Consider the following 18063-nt stretch of genomic DNA (forward strand, 5'->3'; position numbering starts at 1 on the left):
CCCAGAGTGGCTCAGCGGCGTGCGGCTCACCGCAAGGCCCGTGCGAGCGCCGCCTCGTCGACCTCCTCCTCGGCGGCGTGCTCGAGCGCCGCGCGCAGCGCATCGTCTGCGGTGGCCCCGGCGGCGACGCGGATGCGCTCCTGCGCCTCGGGGTAGCCGGCGACGCGCAGCAGCAGGGCGGCGCCCACCCGGCGATCCCGCGGGGCGGTCACGTCGTCGAGGGCGAGGAGCGCGTCCTCGGGGGTCAGGCCGGCGGCGCGGTAGTCGCCGGCGGCGAGCAGCTTGCGGAGGTCCTCGCGCCAGGCCGCGAGCTCGCGGCCGCCCCGCTCCAGCGCCTCGGCGCCGCGCGGCGCTGCGCCGGCGGCGGCCCCCTCGTGCGCATCGCGGATGCGCTGCGCGAGCGCCTCGGTCAGGGCTTCCCCCGTCCGGAGCACGAGAGGGATGCCGCCGCCTCGGCGAGAGAGAACGAGCCGATCACCGCGCCTCCCGACCGAGTTGAGCTCGGCGTAAGGGACCCAGACGGACGAGAAGGGCCGATCGATGCGCACACCGTCGGTGCCCACCACGACCTGGGTGCGGCGCGCGGCGCGGCGGAGGAGCCACGTCGACGCCAGGGCGAGGGCAAACCACGCCACGACCGGCCCGGCGCTGCGAGAGGCCGGCTGCGGCAGGGCGATCGCTGCGATCACGATGAGCCAGAGGATCATGAAGAGCGGCAGACCGACGCAGCCGGCCGCGAGCTCGCGGTGGACGCTGCCGAGCGAGACCGCGACGCGCCGCTCCGTCGGGCCCATCCCGAGGGCCGCGAGCAGGCGCGCGCCCTCCTCTTCCCGCGCGATCTGCACCTCGATCACCCGCCCGCGGCTCAGGCGGAGCTCGACGCGGACGCGCAGATCCGACAGGACCATGCCGGAGAGGATCTCGGCGCGCGGGATCGAGCGCTCCACGGCGCCGAAGGCGAAGCGCAGCCCGGCCGCGTCGGCGGTCACGCGGACCGGCCCCTTCCGGCGAATGCCGGTGGTGATGGCCAGGGCGCTCGCGAGGGAGAGACCCAGGGCGGCGACCACGCCGGGCACGGTCAGGGCGAGGGCGCTGAGCGCGAACCCGCGGAGGCTCGGCTCGCCCAGCGCGGTTGCGAGGATCATGGCGAGCACGCTGGCAAGGAAAGGCCCCGCGATCGCGAGCAGCGCGAGGCCCGCGAAGATGCGGCCGAGGCCCTCGTGGCGCGCGGCGAGCCGGTAGCTCGTGAGCTCGAAAGCAGGTCCGGAGGTCGCCCGCATCGCTTGGGCCATTCTGCGCCCTTTGTCGGGGAGATCTCCAGCGCGTACTTCTCGGCTCGTCCGTTGGCCTCATGGGCCGTGCTCCCCTTGCGTCCGGGGCCCGCTCCCAGCACCGAGATTCCGCTGTTCATGAGCGACGCGAACTGGCCGCTCGGTAGGGGCTGATCCCCAGCGCCGGCGCTCTCAGGCAGGAGGGCGGGGCAGCCCGATCGGACGCGGGCGAGGGGGCCTCACAGCATCCCGCTCAGACCCGCGCGATCGCGGCCTGCAAACCCGATTGGAGGGTCCCGCTGGTCCGCAGGGACGACCAGTCGACGTCGAGAGCGACGAGCGATCGCGCGACCTCCGCCGATATCCCGGTGAGCGAGCAGGTCGCGCCGAGGAGCCTCGCTGCCCCGATGGTCTGGAGCAGGTAACGGGAGACCTCGTCGCTCACCGAGGGCACGCCGGTGATATCGATGATCAACTCCCGCGCCGAGGTCCTGACGATGCTCGACAGCACGCTCTCCATGATCTGCTGCGAGCGCCTGCTGTCGACCGTGCCGACGAGCGGCAGGACGAGGATGCCCTTCCAGACCTGGATCACCGGGGTAGACAGCGCGAACAGCGCCTCCTGCTGCTCCTCGATCAGCCGGATCTTCTCCTGCAGCGCCGCCGTGCGGCTCAGGACCAGCTGCTCGAGCTGTCGCTTGCTCTCCCGCAAAGCCTCCTCGGCTCGCCGTCTCCGCGCCGCGTCGTGGATATCGACGAGGATCGCCTGGCCCGACGCGAGATCCACCTTGCGAGCGTAGCACTCCACGTGGAGCAGGCTGCCATCCTGGAGCGTACGGGGACGGCACTCGAAGCTCTTGTGGACGTCGCTCAGCAGCTCGGGCCAGAGCTTGCGCAGCGGATCGAGCGGATGAGCGACGCCGGCGCTGCCCTCGACGACCTCGAAGAGGCGCACGCCCTCGTGCCCGACCTCGAACATCTCCAGCAGGCGGGCGTTGTAATCAGCGACGGAGCCGTCGAGTCGATAGACGATGACGGCGTCGCGAAGCTGATCGAATATCTCGCCCAGCCTCGCCAGTGAGCGGTCCGGCTGCCCGTGCCCAGGAGCGGCCTCGCTGCGTGCTATGTCGTGGTGCTCCTGCATCCCGGCGCCCCTCGCTCGGCGTTCATCGCGCTGCTCAACCGCGCGTCCTCAGCCATTGCAGGGCAGCCTGCTCGGAGGAGAACGAGGCGTTCACGTTGTCGATCTCGTTCGCGAATCGCTCCAGCGCGAATCGATTGGCGTCGTCCTCCATGCTCTCGTCTCGCTTGACGAACACGGCCAGGTGCCGCAGGCCGGCTGCGAAGAGCCGCGGCATCACGTCGTCTCGCAGGTGATCGTTGACGCCGTCCCAGCTCGCGGCCCACTGGCTCAGGTCAGCGAGGATCTTTGTGCACTTGCTCTCGACGAAGGCTTCCACGAAGTGCCCTCCGAGAATCTCCTTGATCTCCTCATCGAAGACCTCACCGAACCACCGGTGGATGAGGATGCGCTGATCGCGATAGGTGCTCTCGATCGTATGGATGCGGCGGCCGAGGATGTTGAACGTATCGATGGCCCCCGCGGTCTTCACGACGGAGATGCCGGTTCGTGTCTCGGTCGATTGCTTGATAACGACACTCATGGATCCCCCCTGATACCCCCGGTCAGAAAGCCGGCCCTCGACGACGCCTGCCCCTGGGACAGGACACCTCATTCCATCTGGCCTGTCAAGATCAGCCCGGACTGACATCTCAGCGGACGTGTACCACGTCACAGGTGAGCCCCTCCAGGCGACATGTCGTGACTTGGCTCATAGGGCGACGCCCGGCGGCCCCGGCGACCCGACCTTCACCCGCCTATGTGAGGACGCCGCCGCGGCGAAATCGCCGTTCCCGGGTATCCCCACGTGCTCTCGGTGGACAGCCGCTCACCCCGCCGTGGTCCTTCGTCCTTGAGCGACCGGGCGCTACCCGTGGATCCAGTACCGGTAGCCGTTGGTGCGGAAGGGCACGTCGAGCTCGCGGCAGATCTCGGCGATCACATCGGGGGTGAAGAAGTAGTTGCGGATGCGGGCGATGTGCTCGCCGTCGGTCTCGACGGTCCAGACGGTGCGCACCGCGGGTCCTGTGTCGTGATCGAACCAGAAGAGCAGCAGGAGCTCGCCGCGGTGCTCGCGCACCTCGCAGCGGGGCGGGCCGCCGAGGTAGCCGACCAGGTGACGGGCGTCGACCCCGCCGGCGTCGGTGGTCGTGATCGGCGAGAGGCTGCCGACGAACGACCCGGTGCGCGGATCGGCCGGGGGCTCGCGCCCGTACTCGGTCACCACGCCCACGATCTCGGTGATCGAGCTGTCGAGGAGCAGCGAGGTCAGGGCCGGCAGGTCGCGGGCGTTGAAGGCGGCGCAGAAGGCGTCGAGCACGCCCGGCGCGGGCGCCCGGGGCTCGTCGGCCTCGGGCGCCACCAGCTTGCCGCGGCCGCGGTGCAGCGCCGCCTTGACGGCGCCGACCGAGGTCGAGAGCGACGCGGCCACCTCCTCGAGCGAGAGCTCGAACACGTCCTTGAGCACGACCGCCGCGCGCTCCTGGGGCGACAGGTGCGCGACCAGGGTGCCGGCGGCCTCGCGCGACGCCCGCTCGTCGGGCGCGTGCCCTGAGGCTGGGTGTGCTGCCGCGGGCTCGCCGATCGCGTCGCGCTCGAGCCGCTGCCGCCGGGCGCGGTCGATCCACAGGTTCGACGCCACCCGGAACAGCCAGGCGCGCGGGTTGGGCAGCTCGTGGAACAGGGTGCCGAGCGTGACGAAGCCGCGGGCCATGGTGTCCTGCACCAGGTCCTCGGCGTCCCACGGGCTCCGGGTCAGGTAGCGGCAGTAACGGTACAGCTCGGGCCGGAGCGGCTCGAACACGTCGAGGAACCGCTGCCATGACGCCTTCACGTCATTGCTCAGCTCGCCGAGGTCGGGCGGCTCGTGGCTCATCACCAGACCGGCTCGTAGCACAGGACCGAGAGCCCGCCGCCCAGGTTCTGGGTCCGGATCTGCCGCAGCGAGAGGCGCTGGTCGCGGCGCGCGAACAGCGGCGTGCCGCCCCCGAGCACCACCGGGTGAACGATCAGGCGGAATTCGTCGACGAGGCGGTGCTCGATCAGCGTCGACACGAGCGCGGCGCCGGCCCAGGCGACGATCGGCTTGCCGGGCTGCCGCTTGAGCGCGGCGATCTCCTCGGGGTCGCGGGCCACGCGGGTGTTGGCCCACGCGGCGTGCGCCAGGGTCCGGGACAGCACGACCTTGGGCAGGGCGTTCATCTTGCGCGCGAACGCGAGGTCCTGCGGCGAGCGCGGGTGGGCCTCGGCGTCGGGCCAGTACTGGAGCATGAGCTCGTAGGAGGTGCGCCCGTAGACGGCGAGGCCGACGGAGTCGACCATCTCGTCGCAGTACCGCTCGAACTGCGGGTTGCCGTCCTGGAACCAGTCGAGCTCGCGGCCCGGGCCCTCGATGTAGCCGTCGAGGGAGGTGATCATGGAGACGTAGAGGCGTCGTTCGGTCGGGGTCGTCGTCGTCATGGCCCACCGACGAACGGCGCGGCCGGAAGGATACGGGGGGCGAAAAAAAAATTGTTGGGAGGAGAGGAAGAAGGAGAGATTCACAGGGAGACGGGGAGGCGGGGAGGTGAGAGATGGGGATCAGTCGTTCGAACCCGCAGGCTCGGCGCCGGCGGCTTCGGACGGCATCGATACGGGGCGGCGAGCAGGCTCGAAGGAGGATCCCCACCTCTCGCCTCTCCACCTTGCTCTGTCTATCTCTCTCTCCTCCCCGTCTCCCCGTCTCCCTGTGAACTCTCTCTTGCTCTGTTGCCTGCCCCTGAGCGGCTCAGACGGAGCCTGAAGTGGCCCAGCACGGTCCAGGCGTCGAGCGCATCATCCTCGCTCGGCGTCGGGCCGATGTTGTGGAGGACGAGCGGGATGCCGCGCGGGCCCTTGCGATCGCTGACGATGCCCACGTGGTCCGGCGTGCACGAACGGCACGACTTGAGCCCCCACGCTCTCGATCTCCTCCCCACCCTGCCCTGGCGGCGCGCCGCCCTCCGCGCGACCTGCCCGACGGCGCTGGGCAGACGCCGTCGGTGCTGTACAACCAAGGCTCACCCCTTGCCGAGGAGCTGCCGCATGACGCGCCGTCTTCAGGAACGCCTGCTCGCGATCATGGACCGCAAGAACCACTGGGCCTGGGCGCACCTCACCGGCCCAGGCCTCACGCGAGACCAGCTCGCGGTTCACTTCAGGCACGAATACCGGGTCTACGTGCGCGACTTCCCGGTGCTGCTCGCGCGCGTGCTCGGCCAGTCGCCGCCGGCCGCGGTGCGCAGCGCCCTCGCCGAGAACCTCTTCGAAGAGCAGACGGGCAAGCTCTCGCTGGGCGTGTCGCACCCGGCGCTCTTCCTGGAGATGATCGACGGCCTGGGCATCCCGCGTGCGGCCATCGAGGACGAGTCGCTCCCGCTCGAGCCCGAGGCCAACGCCTACCGGGCGCTGCTCGACCACGCGAGCGCGGCGCCGCCGTGGGTCGTGGGCGCGGCGGTGCTGACGATCTTCGTGGAGGGCAGCGTGCACGAGCGCGCGGAGCTCCTCGGGCAGCGCGAGGCGCCGCCGATCGAGGAGGCGCTGCGCGCGCACCCGATGGTGCGGCACTACGGGTGTCCGCCCGAGCGCATGCGCCTGGCGAGGGCGCACCGGGCTGTCGAAGGGGGGCACCGGCGGGACGCGTGGGAGATGGTGCTGGGGCACGTGCCGGACGAGGGCCCGACGGCGGACGCTGTCGCGTCGGCGGTGGCCGCAGCGCACGCGGCCTGGCTGGCGTACCGGGATGGAGTCGCGCGCGCCATGGGGCTCCGGCAGGCCTGAGCTGGCCTCGGCGCACTCCTCCGGTTCTGCCTGACACGCGCAGGGTTCACTGATAGAATCGCGCGCATCGCTTGGGCCGTTCTGCGCCCGTTCTTGAGGAGATCTCCCAGTATGTCCTTCTCGGCTCGTTCCTTTGCCTTCTTTGCCATGTACACGCTCGCGTCCGTGGCCGCGTGCGGCGGTGAATCCAGCTCCGGGGCCGGCGGCGCCGGCGGGTCGGGCGACGACGCCGCGGGCCCGGGCCCCGGGAGCACCTCCGCCGGCCCCGGCGCGACGAGCGGCGGCGCCACGAGCGGCGGCGGCGCCACGAGCGGCAGCGCCACAACGAGCAGCGGCTCGGGCGGCGCCACGAGCGGCAGCGCCACGAGCAGCGGCTCAGGCGACGTCACCACGACCGCCACGAGCACCGGAGCCGGCGACACAACGACCAGCACGGCGGCGACCGGCGGCACGGATCCCGGCGGGTGCAGCATCTTCTGCTCCGACTTCGAGGGCGGCTCGCTGCCTTCCGAGGTCCAGTTCTTCCCCGAGTACCTGCGCGCGAGGATGGGCGAGTTCGTGACGCTGGACAGCACCGGTCACAGCGGCTCGCGCTCCGTCAAGGTCACGGGCACGGACTTCAGCCAGATGCTCGGCGTGGCCGTGCCGAGCAATTTCTGGGGCAGGATCTACCTCAAGAGCGCCACCGACATCCAGATGGGCCACAACACGTATGTCGCGGCCGCGGAAGGCAACGGGGATCCCAACAACGGGGAGCAGATCCGCATCGGCGAGCACCAGTGTCAGCTCGAGCTGAACCGCAGGAGCGACGACAAAGAGATGCTCTCGAACGGCGGAATGTACATGTGCAGCGGCGGCGTGAAGCTCGTCGCGAACACCTGGTACTGCCTCGAGTTCCACTACGACGGGCCGGGCCGCTCGGTGAGCGTGTTCGTGGACGGCACCGAGGTCAACGCGATGCACGTCACGGACTGGGGCCCGTACGACTACAAGCTCTTCAAGTTCGGGTTCGAGAAGTACCACGGCGGGGCCAAGACGATGTGGTACGACGACCTCGCGCTCCACTCCGAGCGCGTCGGCTGCGGCAAGTGAGGCCGCGCCGCGCGGCGCTCGGGTGAGCCGGAGGGGCCGCGGGGACGCCGCGGAGACGACATGAAGGCGATTGTCTACGACCGATACGGCTCACCCGACGTCCTGCGGCTCGAGGAGATCCCGAAACCCGAGCTCGGCGACGACGACGTCCTCGTGAGGGTCCACGCGGCCTCCGTGAACTCGTGGGACTGGGATCTCGTGACCGGGACGCCTGTGCTGTTTCGCTTCTGGGGGCTGCTCAGGCCCAAGCACAGGGTCCCGGGCGCGGACATCGCGGGTCGGGTGGAGGCGGTCGGCAAGAACGTGACCCGGTTCCGGCCCGGGGACGAAGTGTTCGGGGATCTCTGCCAGTGTGGCTGGGGCGGCTTCGCCGAGTACGCGCGCGCCCGCGAGAGCGCGCTGACGCCCAAGCCGGCCGGGATGACGTTCGAGCAAGCCGCGGCCCTCCCTCAGGCAGGCGCGATGGCCCTTCAGGGGCTCCGCGACGAGGGAGGGCTCCGGCCCGCGCAGAAGGTCTTGATCAACGGCGCTGGCGGCGGCGTCGGCACCTTCGCCATCCAGATCGCCGCTTCGCTCGGCGCCGAGGTCACCGGCGTGGACCGGACGGAGAAGCTGGAGACGATGCGCTCGGCCGGCGCGGCCGAGGTCATCGACTACACGCAAGAGGACTTCACGGCCGGCGGGAAGACCTACGATCTGATCCTCGACGTCGCGGCCCACCGCTCGATGTTCGACTACGCGCGCGCGCTGAACCGAGGGGGGACCTACGTGATGCTCGGGGGCTCCATCGGTCGAATCTTGCAGGTCTTGCTCGTCGGGCCCTGGATAGCGAGGAGCGAGCAAAAGAAGATGCGCCTCATGCCAGCGAAGGCGAACCACGACCTCGCTGCCCTGGGGGAGCTGTTCCATGCGGGCAAGCTGAGCCCCGTCATCGATCGCTGTTTTCCGCTCAGCGAGGTCCCCGACGCGTTCCGTTACTTCGGCGAGGGCAGAGCGCGCGGGAAGATCGTCATCACCGTGTGACGGCGCCCCCCGTACCCACCGGCGCCGGGCTCAGTCGTCGAGGACGGCGTTGACGATCCCGTCGAAGAACTCCCCGTTCCCGACCGCGTCGAGCATCCGGTTCCAGCCGATCTCATCGAACGGCGTCGGCACGCCGTGGTTCGTCAAGATGACCCCGATCAGCTCGCGGCGGCGATCGATCCACAGGAAGCACCCGGTGCCGCCCGCCTTGCCGTAAGAGCCGTTCGAGAGGCGCGAGCCGCCGCTGGAGAAGCGGCGGGTCGCGAGCTCCCAGCCATAACCCTTGGGCGTCATCAGGAGGTTCGTTATCGGCGACACGTCGGTCTCCGACGCCTTCACCTCGGGCGTCTGGTTGCTCACCATCGCGGCGGCGGCCTGGCGGCTCAGGACGCGGACGCCGCCGTACCTGCCGCCGTTCAGGATCATCTGGCAGAACACCGCGATGTCCCGCGCCGTCGAGAAGACGCCGTCACAGCCGGCGATCCCGCCAAGCGCGTGATCCTGCTCGTCCTGCAGCTCGCCGCGCAGCACCCTCCCCCGGAGCTCGGAGTAGCCCGTGGCCGCGGTCCGCGAGATGAGCGCCGCCGACGGGTTGAAGGTCGTGTCGCTCATGCCGAGCGGGCCCCAGATGCGCGCCTTCGCGAAGGCGTCGAGATCCATGCCCGAGGCGACCTCGATCACCCGCCCGAGGAGGCGGTAGGTGAGATCGCTGTAGAGCACCTGCGTGCCAGGGACGTACTCGAGCGGCGCCTCCGCCATGCGCTGCCAGACGCGCTCGGTGTCCGGATCGTCCAGGAACTGGCTGTCCAGCGGCAAGCCGGCCGTGTACCGGAGCATGTCGCGCACGGTGATGGCCTCCTTGCCGTTGGCCGCGAACTCGGGGATGAAATCGGCCACGCGATCGTTCAGCCGCAGCACGCCGTCCTCCACGAGGATCACCGCCGACGTCGACGTCGCGAGGACCTTGGTGATGGAGAGCAGGTCGAACAGGGTGTCGAGCGTCATCGGCTCGTCCGCGCCGCGGACCCGGGAGCCGAACGCCCGGTGCCCGACGATCTTGCCCCGCCGCGCCACCAGGGCGACAGCGCCCGGGAACAGGCCGTCGGTCACCCGTCGCTGAATGCGCGCGAAGACGTCCTCGATGCGCTCCGAGCACAGGCCGACGCGCTCGGGCAGCGCCGGGACGAGCTGCTCGTACGTCGTCTGGATGTGCGCCTCAGCCACCTTGGCCGACAGGACCGCCGGCGCGAACGCGGCCATCGCCGCCGTACGGCCCAGCCCCTGGAGAAGGCGCCTGCGATTCAAAAATCCATGCTCGGTGCACATGCTCGCTCCTGATCCGTGATCCGTGGGGGGCCGGGTCGCGCCGCTGCAGAGCCCGCTCGGGCGCGCTTTCCGCGCCGTCGCCGAGGTCGCCATCGACGCTCGCGAGCGCCCGAATTCCTGGACAGCAGGAGGCGTGCCGGACAGCGGACCCAGCGATTCGCGGCGCCGCCGCGCGACAGCGCCGGCGGACCGGTGCGCCGATCGTGCACCCGCCTGCACGATCGGCCGCGCCATCGCCCGCGCGGTCCCTGCGCTCTGCACGGGTTTGCATGATTCGTGCAAATCAACGCCAAACCAGCGCACGGCGGCGCGCGGCGCCGCGTAGGATGTGCTCGTGGACGAAGGCTTTCCCGGCAGCGATGTGCGGGGTTCCTGCGCGACGGTGCTCCGGCTCGCGATCGTGGCCGGCAACACGATCACCTTCGCCCCGCTGCCGCCCCACGGCCGCGTCGTCCTCGGGCGCGACGAGGGGTGCGACGTGCGGATCGACGATCGCTCGGTGTCGCGCCGGCACGCGGCCCTCCACGTCGGCCCGCCGCTCCGGATCGAGGACCTCGGGAGCGCCAACGGCACCTTCGTCGGCGAGCCGCAGGCCCGCGCGCTGACGGCGCGCACGCACCGCCTGCGGCGCCTCTCGCGGGAGAGCGCCGAGGTCGGCGTCGGCGAGCGCTTCAACCTCGGCGCGACCACCGTCGTCGTCGGCCGCGCGCCCGGCGGGGCGGCCGAGGAGCCCGACCGCGGAAAGCCGCCCGCGGACATCGTGCTGCTGGCCCCGTCGATGCTGGCGCTCTACGAGCAGGCCGCCCGCGCCGCGCGGAGCCCCATCAGCGTGCTCATCCTCGGCGAGACGGGGGTGGGCAAGGAGGTGCTCGCCCGGACCCTCCACGCGCGCTCGCCGCGGTCGAGCGGGCCTTACGTCGAGCTGAACTGCGCCGCGCTGCCGCCGTCGCTCCTCGAGGGCGAGCTCTTCGGCCACGAGAAGAGCGCCTTCACGGGCGCCAGCCACGCGCGCCCCGGCCTGCTCGAGGCGGCCCACGGCGGCACGCTGTTCCTCGACGAGATCGGCGAGCTGCCCCTCGCCTTCCAGGCGAAGCTGCTCCGCGTCCTCGAGGACCGGAAGGTGCTCCGCATCGGGGGCCGCACCCCCCGCCGGCTCGACCTCCGCTTCGTGGCGGCGACCAACCGCGATCTCGAGGAGGAGATCGCGCGCGGCGCCTTCCGCCAGGACCTCTACTTCCGGCTGAACGGCATCTCCCTCGTCGTCCCGCCGCTCCGCGAGCGGATCGCCGAGATCGGCCCGCTCGCCGGCAGGTTCCTCGAGGAGGCGTGCCGGCAGCTCGACCAGCGGGGCGCGCCGCGCATCTCGGCGGAGGCGCTCGCCGCCCTCGAGGCGTACGCCTGGCCGGGGAACGTGCGCGAGCTGCGCAACGTGATCGAGCGCGCGGCGGTCCTGTGCGCGGGGGAATGGGTCCTGCCCGCCGATCTGCCGCCGCATCTGATCAACGGCGCCACGCCCCCGTCGAGCCGCGCCGCGTCGCGGCCGAGCGGCACCATCCCCCCGCCGCCGCCATTGCCGCAGAGCGGCGCCGCGCTGCCGCAGAGCGGCGCCGCGCTGCCGCCGAGCGGCGCCGCGCTGCCGCCGAGCGGCGCCGCGCTGCCGCCGAGCGGCGCCGCGCTGCCGCCGAGCGGCGCCGCGCTGCCGCCGGGCGGCGCCGCGCCCCTGTGGAGCGGCGACGCACCCCCGTCGGGCCGCGCCGCGCTGCCGCCGCCTCCGCCCAGCGGCGCCGGGCTGCCGCCGGCCGACGCGCCGCCGCTGAGCGGCGACGCCCTGGCGAGGCTCCGGCTGGAGATGAAGGCCGCCGACCGGCAGCGCGTCGTCGAGGCCCTCGAGCGGTCCGCGGGCAACCAGACGCGCGCCGCCAAGCTCCTCGGGATCTCGCTGCGCACGCTGATCAACCGCATCGACGAGTACGGCATCCCGCGGCCGCGGAAGCGGTCGCCCTGAGCGCTCACGAGCGCGCGTCGTCCCGGACAGCTGAAACTGCTTGTCGAGGGCGAGGACGATCAGGAAGCCCAGCGTGCCCAGGGCGAGCAGGTGGGTGTGCATGAGGGCCAATCGGGTCTCGCCGGTGAAGTGATTGACCTCGGTGAACTCCCGGTAGAACAGCCCGGAGACCACTCCGAGGATCCTGTGGACGTGTGCTGCGCCGTACGACTTCCACATTTCGGCGCTCACTCCCTGTGATCGACCATCGCCCCGATGGGACTCCCTCAAGCACCTGGTAGGGGTCACGCACGCCGGCGGAGCTGCAGCACGCCGAGCGCGATGCAGAGCACGGCGGTGCCCCAGTGCATCGCGAGGTAGCCCGGGTGAGCGCCGCGCCACGCGAGCACGATGGCTCCGTCGACGACGGGGATCACGGAGCCGAGGAGCAGCGCGAGCGCCGCGGCGCGCCGCTCGCCAAGGAGCGTGAAGGCGATGAGCAAGGCGCCGACGGAGAGGTCGCGCGCTCCCTTGGCGACAGCGTACGCGGCGAGGCCAGCGAGCGGCACGCCGAAGGCCGCGGCCGCGGTGCCGGGGACAACCAGGAAACGCGCGCCGATGAAGCACAGCGTGAGACCGGTGAGCAGCGTGGCGATGCCCGCGCCGCCGAGGCGGCGCGACGGGAGGGACGAGGCGGAGGGAGCGATGGTGGCGTCGTTCATGGGCTGGATGTAGCCCTCGGCGGACGCGCCCGCGATGGCCTGCGCGCGCAACGAATGGCCCCAGACGCTCACGTTGCGAGCGCACTGGATCATCGCTAGGCTCGCGCCATGTACCAGGATGACCCGCTGTCGAGCCGATTTTTCCTGGCAAAACTCTCGTCCGAGCTTGTCTGCCGGACCGCTGCGCGAGGGGCCTGGGCGCTCGATCTTCCGGCGCGTCCGATCCTGGTGCTCCACCACGTGACCGAGGGGAGCTGCGTGCTGCGCGCCGGGCGAGAGGCTGTCTCGCTCTACCAGGGCGACGTGGCGCTGGTGCGACCGAACGTGGGGCACCGCGTCGACCACGGCGACGCGAGGGCGAAGCCCGTGCTCCTCGACCGGTGGCTCGAGGTCTCGCGAGAGGAGGACGGCGAGCGCGTGCTCGGCCGCGGCGCCACCACGGCGCGCGCGCTGTGCGGCGTGTTCCGGTTCGAGCACGACGCGCTTGCCCCCTTGCTGCAGGTCCTGCCGACGGTGATCCACGCCGGCGCGCGGGCCATCGAGGCGCGGCCCTCGTTTGCCGACGCGCTGGCGCGCCTGCGGAGCGAGCTGCGCGAGACGCGCCCGGGGGCGGGGCTGGCTCGCCGTCGCTGGCTCGAGCTCATCCTCATCGAGCTCGTGCGGCTGCTCGGCGACCGCGAGCCCGCGAAGCTCGCCGCGCTCGGCGCCACGCAGGACGTCGTCGTCGCCCGCGCGATCGCCGAGCTCGTGCACGACCCGGCGCGCGCGTGGGACGTCGACACCCTGGCGCGAACGGTGGGCGTCTCGCGCGCCACGCTCGCCCGGCGGTTCCTCGAGGCCACGGGCGCGCCGCCCATGGCGTACCGGGCGACGCTGCGCACCGAGCACGCGCGCCGCCTGCTCCGCGAGACGACGCTGTCGAACCAGCAGATCGCCCACGCGGTCGGGTTCGCCACGGTGCAGGCGTTTCAGCGCGCGTTTCGGCGCGAGACCGGGGCGACGCCGTCGGCTGTCCGCGCGCAGCTGCGCGCAGCGCACGGCTGAATCACCGCACAGGAACGTCGATCAGCGCGTGGCGTAGATCGAAATGAGCGGACGTCTCGTTCGCTTGGGGATCGCCAGACCCTCGACGAGAGGATTCTTCTCCGTCACGGAGCCAGGGACGTCAGGGGCATCGAGCTGCGGTGTATTCGCCGTTGGCGTCGATGTCGTGGGTATCGGTGCCGCTCAGCCGGACCACGACCTCCGCGGCGTCGATGCTCACGATCTCTATCGTTCCGGACCTCAAGTCGTCGCCGCCCCACCAGCAGCCGTCGTCGCCCCTGTCACTGCGGCTCACAACGTAGTTCGAGTACAACACCTCCGGCCCGCTCAGATCAAGGATGCCGGGCACCTGCAGCGCAGGGGGAATGGTGATGACCAGCGCCCAGTTGTCGCAGCCGTTGAACCAGGTTGGATCCGCGCAGGAGCTCACCGGGACGCCGAAGATGATGAAGAGATCGTTCGGAGAAGTGCCCGGCCCCGGCCCGCCGCCGGAGGAGCTGCTCCCGGACTCGTTCGACGGTTCGGGGAACTCACTCCTGAGCAGCGCGATCGCGCCGGCCGTCGCCGGCGCGGAGCCGCTCCCGGTCGAGGCGGAACCGCTGGCGCCGACCGACGAACCGCCCCCGGTGCTGGAGTTGCCGCCATTCCCGATCGACGAGCTACTCCCGGTGCTGGAGTTGCCGCCATTCCCGACCGACGAGCCGCCCCCGGCGCTGGAGTTGCCGCCGGCGCCGACGCTGCCGGTCCCATGGGCGTCATCACCGGGCCCGGCCTCTTGACCGCCGCCGTCGCCGCTGTCATCGCCGACCTCCACCAGGGCGGTGCATCCGGCGCCGACGGTCTGGAGCATCATCAGCCCAAAGAACAATGAAATGGATGTGTTCACGAGGCGTCGCATTCGTATCTCCCCGGGCCTGTCAGCGCAGCCCGTTGTCGCTCCATGAATGGCGTCGTTCGTCTTTTTTTATGATCTCCTGATCGATCTTCGTTCGGGTACGAGGGTGAGCCCGAACAAGGCGGTGGCGCAGGATCCCCTCGAGGCCGCGCCGGCGAGAACGGCGAGCCGCGGCGCAGGAGCGGCGAGCGGCGCTCAGGGGCAGCGAAGCGCGTCGTGGACGCCGCTGACGTCGATCTCGAAGGTGCCTGTCTCCTCGAGCTTCACCACGAGCTCCGCGGCATCGATGCCCGCGAGCTCGACCGTGCCGTGGAGGAAGCCGCCTTTGCCGCGAGCAGAGCAGTCGTTCTAACCGGCCTCCGATGTGGCGACGCCGTGAGCCGGGGACCTCGAGAGATCCACCGACCAGCGCCCTGGCCTCGCCGGGGCGACGGCAGCCCGCGGCCTGCTGTCACCGCTGCGCGCCTCTCAGCTCCGGAACGAGGATCTCGAGCCTGCGGCGGTAGGCGGAGCTCGGGTGCGCCGCGACGAAGCGGTTCGCGCGCGCGAGCGCCTCGCCGCCGCGGCCGAGCGCCTTCAGGGCGCCGACCGCGATCACCTCGCGCTCCTGGGCGAGCGCGCCGCCCGGGAAGCGAGCGAGGTGGGCGTCGGCGAGCGCGAGCGCCTCCGCAGGGCGCGCCGCGAGCGCGTCCTGGGCGCGCTGCAGCAGGCCGAGCTCCGTCTCCGCGTCGGGCAGCGCCGCCTGCGCCGAGCCGCCCGCCGCCGGCGCGCCGGTCGTCGCGGCGGACGCGCGCGCGGGCAGCGGCGCGCCGGTCGTCACGGCGGACCCGCGCGGGCGCGGCGGCTCCGGAGCACCCGCGCGCGGCGGTTCCGCAGCGGGGGGCGCCTCCGCGGGCACCTCCGGCGCCCCCGCGGCGGACGCCGCCGCGGCCCCCGCCGTGGCTGCGGCCGCGACCACCGGCGCGCCGGGCGGCGCCAGCGGCGCGCCGGGCGGCGGCTGCGAGCGCGACGGCATGAGCCACACCGCCCCGACGAGGACGACGCCGAGCGCCGCGCCGACCGCCAGGCCGGAGAGCACCGACGGCGGTGCGACAGCCCCCGTCGCGGCGATCCCCGCCGGAGCGTGTGTTGCCGGGGCGCCCGCGCCGCCGCCGGTCGCCGGGGCGCTCGCGCCGCCGCCGGTCGCCGGGGCGCTCGCGCCGCCGCCGGTCGCCGGGGCGCTCGCGCCGCCGCCGGTCGCCGGGGCGCTCGCGCCGCCGCCGGTCGCCGGTCCACCGCCGTCCGCGGGGCCGCCGGGGTCCTTGCCGCCGCCTGGTCCGCCCGGAGGGTGGAGCGGCAGCCGCGCCGCGAGGCGCGCGAGCTGCGCCTTGTCCGGCGCGTCGCGCCGGGCCGCTTCGAGGGCCAGGCGGAGCACGTCCGAGCCGCCCTCCGAGCCGATCTGCTTGCGAGGATCGCCGCTCATACGTTGCTCCCCTCGGTGATCCGCGCGGCCCCGACCCGCGACGCGCCGAGCTCGTACCGGCGCATCGCCGCCTCGATCTGCGCCCGCGCCGCGCGCAGCCGCGAGTACGCCGTCTGCAGCGGGCACCCCACCGCCTTCGCGATCTCCGCCATGGGCACCTGCTCGATCTCGTGCAGGACGAACACCGCGCGCTTGCCGTCGTCGAGCTGATCGAGCGCCGCGTCGAGCCGGTCGAGCGCGCGGCGGCGATCGAGCGCCTCGTCCTGCGGCGCCGCCATGACCGGCTCGGGAACGGCCTCGGCCACCTCCTCGCGCCGCCGGTGCGGCCGCCGCCGGTACTCCGACGCGAGCCGCAGGCAGATGCCGTAGAGCCACGTGCGCAGCGCCGAGCTGCCGTCGAAGGTGTCGAGCTTCCGATGCACCGTGAGGAAGACTTCCTGACAGACGTCCTCGACGTCGGCCTCGCCGACGCCGAGCCTCCGCAGCACGCGCCACACGTACGCCGCGTTCTCTTCGAAAATCTCCTCGAGGGTCATCGCGAGAGGCCGGGGCGCAAGGAAGCCGGGCCCTGACCTGGATGGTCGCGAGCGCGCGGTTTTCTGAAAGAAAAGCGACGCCGGGCTTCGAATCAGCAAAATCAGCGGAAGTCACGGGAACATCACGGGAAATCGACGCCAAGAACGACGTCCGCCACCCCGGCGAGCGGCGCCATCCGGAAGACCTCGCGGTCCCGGCCCTGGGCGTCGATGTAGTAGAAGGTGTCACGCACGATCGGCACGATCAGCCCGAGCCCGCCCCCCACGGTGAGCGGGCCGGCGAGCTGCCGGGTGAGGCGGACGTCGAGCGCGCCGCCCGCGGTCAGGCGCTCGTCGGCGCGGTCGACGCCGAACCCGAGGCCGCCGACCTGGAGCGCGCCGAGGCGGACGCCCGCGCACGCGGAGAGCCGCGTCTCGCCTCCGAGCGAGACGGGGCACGCGGACACGAACCCCTCGCCCCAGGAGAAGCGCGTCGAGGAGGCGCCGGTGGTCGCCTCGTTCGGGAGCCAGATCGCCCCCCCGACCTCGAACGACCAGGACCGCGGGGGCGTGAGGCGCGCGCGGAGCGCGGCGGCGATGCCGGGCGAGGGCAGGAGGCCGAGCCCGAAGAGCGGGCCGGCGCCGACCTCGACGCGCCACGGCGCCGGCGGCGGAGGTGCCGGCGGCGGGACCGGGACCAGGACGCGCTGCACGATGACCTGCGGCGCCGGCGGCGAGGGCGCGGGCGACGGCGCTGGAGGCGGCGCCGGCGCTGCCAGCGGAGGCGGCGCGCCGGGGGACAGCTTCGCGCTGGGGTCGATCATGAGCGCGATGGCCAGGGCGAGCTCGTCGTCGATCGCGCTGCAGCGCGGCGACGCCGTCGCGATCTCGCGCGTCCCGAGCACCGCGCCGCCCGCGTCGGCGACCGCGATCACCGCGCGCCACCCGCCCGTGCCCCCCGGCTCGATGCGCCCTTCGATGGTGAGCTCGGCGCGGGCGGCCGAGACGAGCGCCGCGCGCCCGAGGCGCGCCTCCACCGCCTGCGCGAGCGCGCGCGCCCCGACGCACGCCTCGGCGCCGGCGAGCCGCACCCAGCTCAGCGACGCGCTCTGCTCGCCGGACGACGCGCGCGCGGGGCGCGCCGCAGCGACGAGCGCCGACGCGGCGAGCGCCGCAGCGACGAGCCCGAGGCGCGCTGCGCGGCGCGCGGTCACGGACCCGGCGAGGCCGCGATCCCGACGCAGGTGGGCTCGGGGACGTCGGTGACGCGGCCGGTGGGCCGGAGGGCGCCGGTCGCCTCGTCCACGTGGAACGCGACGATGTTGCTCGAGCCCTGGTTCGCGACGAGCATCAAGAATTTCCCGCCAACGACCGGCAGTCGACATAACGTCCAAACGTACGATCCGCTGATCCGCCTGCAAAAATCAACAGATCCAACGAGTTCACTCGGCTGTGGTGTACTGTCTACACCACGCTGGAGCCGAGGCTGCTCGGCGCGCACGATCTCGTCCTCGTTCTGGACGGCGATCCCTGCGCGCTGTCCGATTCACAGGACTCCGCGACCGTGGACTGCCGCGATCTCGAGGATCGCCGGGACGGCTATCTGATCCTCGTTCACGCGCGCCTTCCGGCGCGGGACCGGCGGGACCCCAGGGGCGTACCAGGGCTGACCCGAAAGCGGAGCGAGGCCGGAAGACGCGCACGGGAAGGAGTCGAGACCGCCATCGTCATGACGATGGTGTTCGAGCCTCCAGCGACCCCGCCCGCCGCGGCGATCCTCACCGAACGGTGAATTTTGGCAAGCGCTGTCG

The 18063-nt window shown here is 72.3% G+C and carries 18 protein-coding genes and 1 pseudogene; 5 read left to right on the plus strand and 14 right to left on the minus strand.

Translation table 11 applies throughout. From position 1 onward, the window contains the following. Positions 1 to 26: 26 nt before the first annotated feature. The 6 genes from WMF46_RS34935 to WMF46_RS34960 form a co-directional block, all read right to left on the minus strand. On the minus strand, positions 27 to 1292 hold the full coding sequence (locus WMF46_RS34935) for a hypothetical protein (RefSeq protein WP_437981155.1): 1266 nt from the start codon (positions 1290 to 1292) through the stop codon (positions 27 to 29). A gap of 232 nt (positions 1293 to 1524) precedes the next feature. Beyond that, the gene (locus WMF46_RS34940) at positions 1525 to 2415 is read right to left on the minus strand and encodes an STAS domain-containing protein (RefSeq protein ID WP_437981156.1); all 891 of its coding nucleotides are present in this window, start codon (positions 2413 to 2415) and stop codon (positions 1525 to 1527) included. 34 nt (positions 2416 to 2449) lie between these two features. Continuing rightward, entirely contained in the window at positions 2450 to 2935 is a 486-nt protein-coding gene (locus WMF46_RS34945) for a hypothetical protein (RefSeq protein WP_437981157.1), read from the minus strand. A 324-nt stretch (positions 2936 to 3259) separates the two neighbouring features. Next, positions 3260 to 4267 carry an RNA polymerase sigma factor gene (locus WMF46_RS34950; protein ID WP_437981158.1) on the minus strand — a complete coding sequence of 336 codons (1008 nt, stop codon included), beginning with the start codon at positions 4265 to 4267 and terminating at the stop codon, positions 3260 to 3262. Further along, positions 4267 to 4851, minus strand: coding sequence for a dihydrofolate reductase family protein (locus tag WMF46_RS34955; RefSeq protein ID WP_437981159.1), 585 nt, complete (start codon positions 4849 to 4851; stop codon positions 4267 to 4269). Before WMF46_RS34955 ends, WMF46_RS34950 begins: the two co-directional genes overlap by 1 nt. 233 nt (positions 4852 to 5084) lie before the next feature. Next, positions 5085 to 5348: a DUF1287 domain-containing protein gene (locus WMF46_RS34960; RefSeq protein WP_437987968.1), complete on the minus strand. Its 264-nt coding sequence runs from the start codon at positions 5346 to 5348 to the stop codon at positions 5085 to 5087. 106 nt (positions 5349 to 5454) lie between these two features. Here WMF46_RS34960 and WMF46_RS34965 point away from each other — a divergent pair, with 106 nt between their 5' ends. From WMF46_RS34965 to WMF46_RS34975, 3 genes are all read left to right on the plus strand, one after another. Continuing rightward, positions 5455 to 6189 (plus strand): iron-containing redox enzyme family protein, encoded by a 735-nt coding sequence (locus WMF46_RS34965; RefSeq protein ID WP_437981160.1) that lies wholly within the window; start codon positions 5455 to 5457, stop codon positions 6187 to 6189. A gap of 111 nt (positions 6190 to 6300) precedes the next feature. Continuing rightward, positions 6301 to 7281, plus strand: coding sequence for a hypothetical protein (locus WMF46_RS34970; RefSeq protein ID WP_437981161.1), 981 nt, complete (start codon positions 6301 to 6303; stop codon positions 7279 to 7281). A 60-nt stretch (positions 7282 to 7341) separates the two neighbouring features. After that, the gene (locus WMF46_RS34975) at positions 7342 to 8304 is read left to right on the plus strand and encodes an NAD(P)-dependent alcohol dehydrogenase (protein ID WP_437981162.1); all 963 of its coding nucleotides are present in this window, start codon (positions 7342 to 7344) and stop codon (positions 8302 to 8304) included. A 30-nt stretch (positions 8305 to 8334) separates the two neighbouring features. Here the strand turns inward: WMF46_RS34975 and WMF46_RS34980 are convergent, their stop codons facing one another. Further along, the gene (locus tag WMF46_RS34980) at positions 8335 to 9609 is read right to left on the minus strand and encodes a serine hydrolase domain-containing protein (protein WP_437981163.1); all 1275 of its coding nucleotides are present in this window, start codon (positions 9607 to 9609) and stop codon (positions 8335 to 8337) included. A gap of 355 nt (positions 9610 to 9964) precedes the next feature. Here WMF46_RS34980 and WMF46_RS34985 point away from each other — a divergent pair, with 355 nt between their 5' ends. Then, positions 9965 to 11635, plus strand: coding sequence for a sigma 54-interacting transcriptional regulator (locus tag WMF46_RS34985; protein WP_437981164.1), 1671 nt, complete (start codon positions 9965 to 9967; stop codon positions 11633 to 11635). A 24-nt stretch (positions 11636 to 11659) separates the two neighbouring features. On the opposite strand, the pseudogene WMF46_RS34990 reads toward WMF46_RS34985, so the two are convergent. Together WMF46_RS34990 and WMF46_RS34995 are read right to left on the minus strand one after the other, a co-directional pair. Continuing rightward, positions 11660 to 11854 (minus strand): annotated as a pseudogene (locus WMF46_RS34990) (DUF2871 family protein); the annotation flags it as partial. Between the two features lie 65 nt (positions 11855 to 11919). Further along, complete coding sequence (locus WMF46_RS34995; RefSeq protein WP_437981165.1) at positions 11920 to 12429, minus strand: DUF4267 domain-containing protein; 510 nt, start codon at positions 12427 to 12429, stop codon at positions 11920 to 11922. 15 nt (positions 12430 to 12444) lie between these two features. On the opposite strand from WMF46_RS34995, the gene WMF46_RS35000 reads away from it, so the two are divergent. Then, the gene (locus tag WMF46_RS35000) at positions 12445 to 13380 is read left to right on the plus strand and encodes a cupin domain-containing protein (RefSeq protein WP_437981166.1); all 936 of its coding nucleotides are present in this window, start codon (positions 12445 to 12447) and stop codon (positions 13378 to 13380) included. A gap of 121 nt (positions 13381 to 13501) precedes the next feature. Here WMF46_RS35000 and WMF46_RS35005 read toward each other — a convergent pair whose 3' ends face one another. The 5 genes from WMF46_RS35005 to WMF46_RS35025 all read right to left on the minus strand — a co-directional run bounded on the left by WMF46_RS35005 (position 13502) and on the right by WMF46_RS35025 (position 17603). Continuing rightward, positions 13502 to 14266 (minus strand): hypothetical protein, encoded by a 765-nt coding sequence (locus WMF46_RS35005; protein ID WP_437981167.1) that lies wholly within the window; start codon positions 14264 to 14266, stop codon positions 13502 to 13504. A gap of 460 nt (positions 14267 to 14726) precedes the next feature. After that, positions 14727 to 15737 carry a hypothetical protein gene (locus WMF46_RS35010; RefSeq protein ID WP_437981168.1) on the minus strand — a complete coding sequence of 337 codons (1011 nt, stop codon included), beginning with the start codon at positions 15735 to 15737 and terminating at the stop codon, positions 14727 to 14729. After that, positions 15734 to 16273: an RNA polymerase sigma factor gene (locus WMF46_RS35015; protein WP_437981169.1), complete on the minus strand. Its 540-nt coding sequence runs from the start codon at positions 16271 to 16273 to the stop codon at positions 15734 to 15736. The genes WMF46_RS35010 and WMF46_RS35015 overlap by 4 nt, the downstream gene beginning before the upstream one ends. Before the next feature lie 122 nt (positions 16274 to 16395). Next, on the minus strand, positions 16396 to 17466 hold the full coding sequence (locus WMF46_RS35020) for a hypothetical protein (RefSeq protein WP_437981170.1): 1071 nt from the start codon (positions 17464 to 17466) through the stop codon (positions 16396 to 16398). Beyond that, positions 17463 to 17603, minus strand: coding sequence for a beta-propeller fold lactonase family protein (locus WMF46_RS35025; RefSeq protein WP_437981171.1), 141 nt, complete (start codon positions 17601 to 17603; stop codon positions 17463 to 17465). Before WMF46_RS35025 ends, WMF46_RS35020 begins: the two co-directional genes overlap by 4 nt. Between the last annotated feature and the right edge of the window lie 460 nt (positions 17604 to 18063).

The organism is Sorangium sp. So ce117, from assembly GCF_051524395.1.
Lineage (GTDB): Bacteria > Myxococcota_A > Polyangia > Polyangiales > Polyangiaceae > Sorangium > Sorangium cellulosum_B.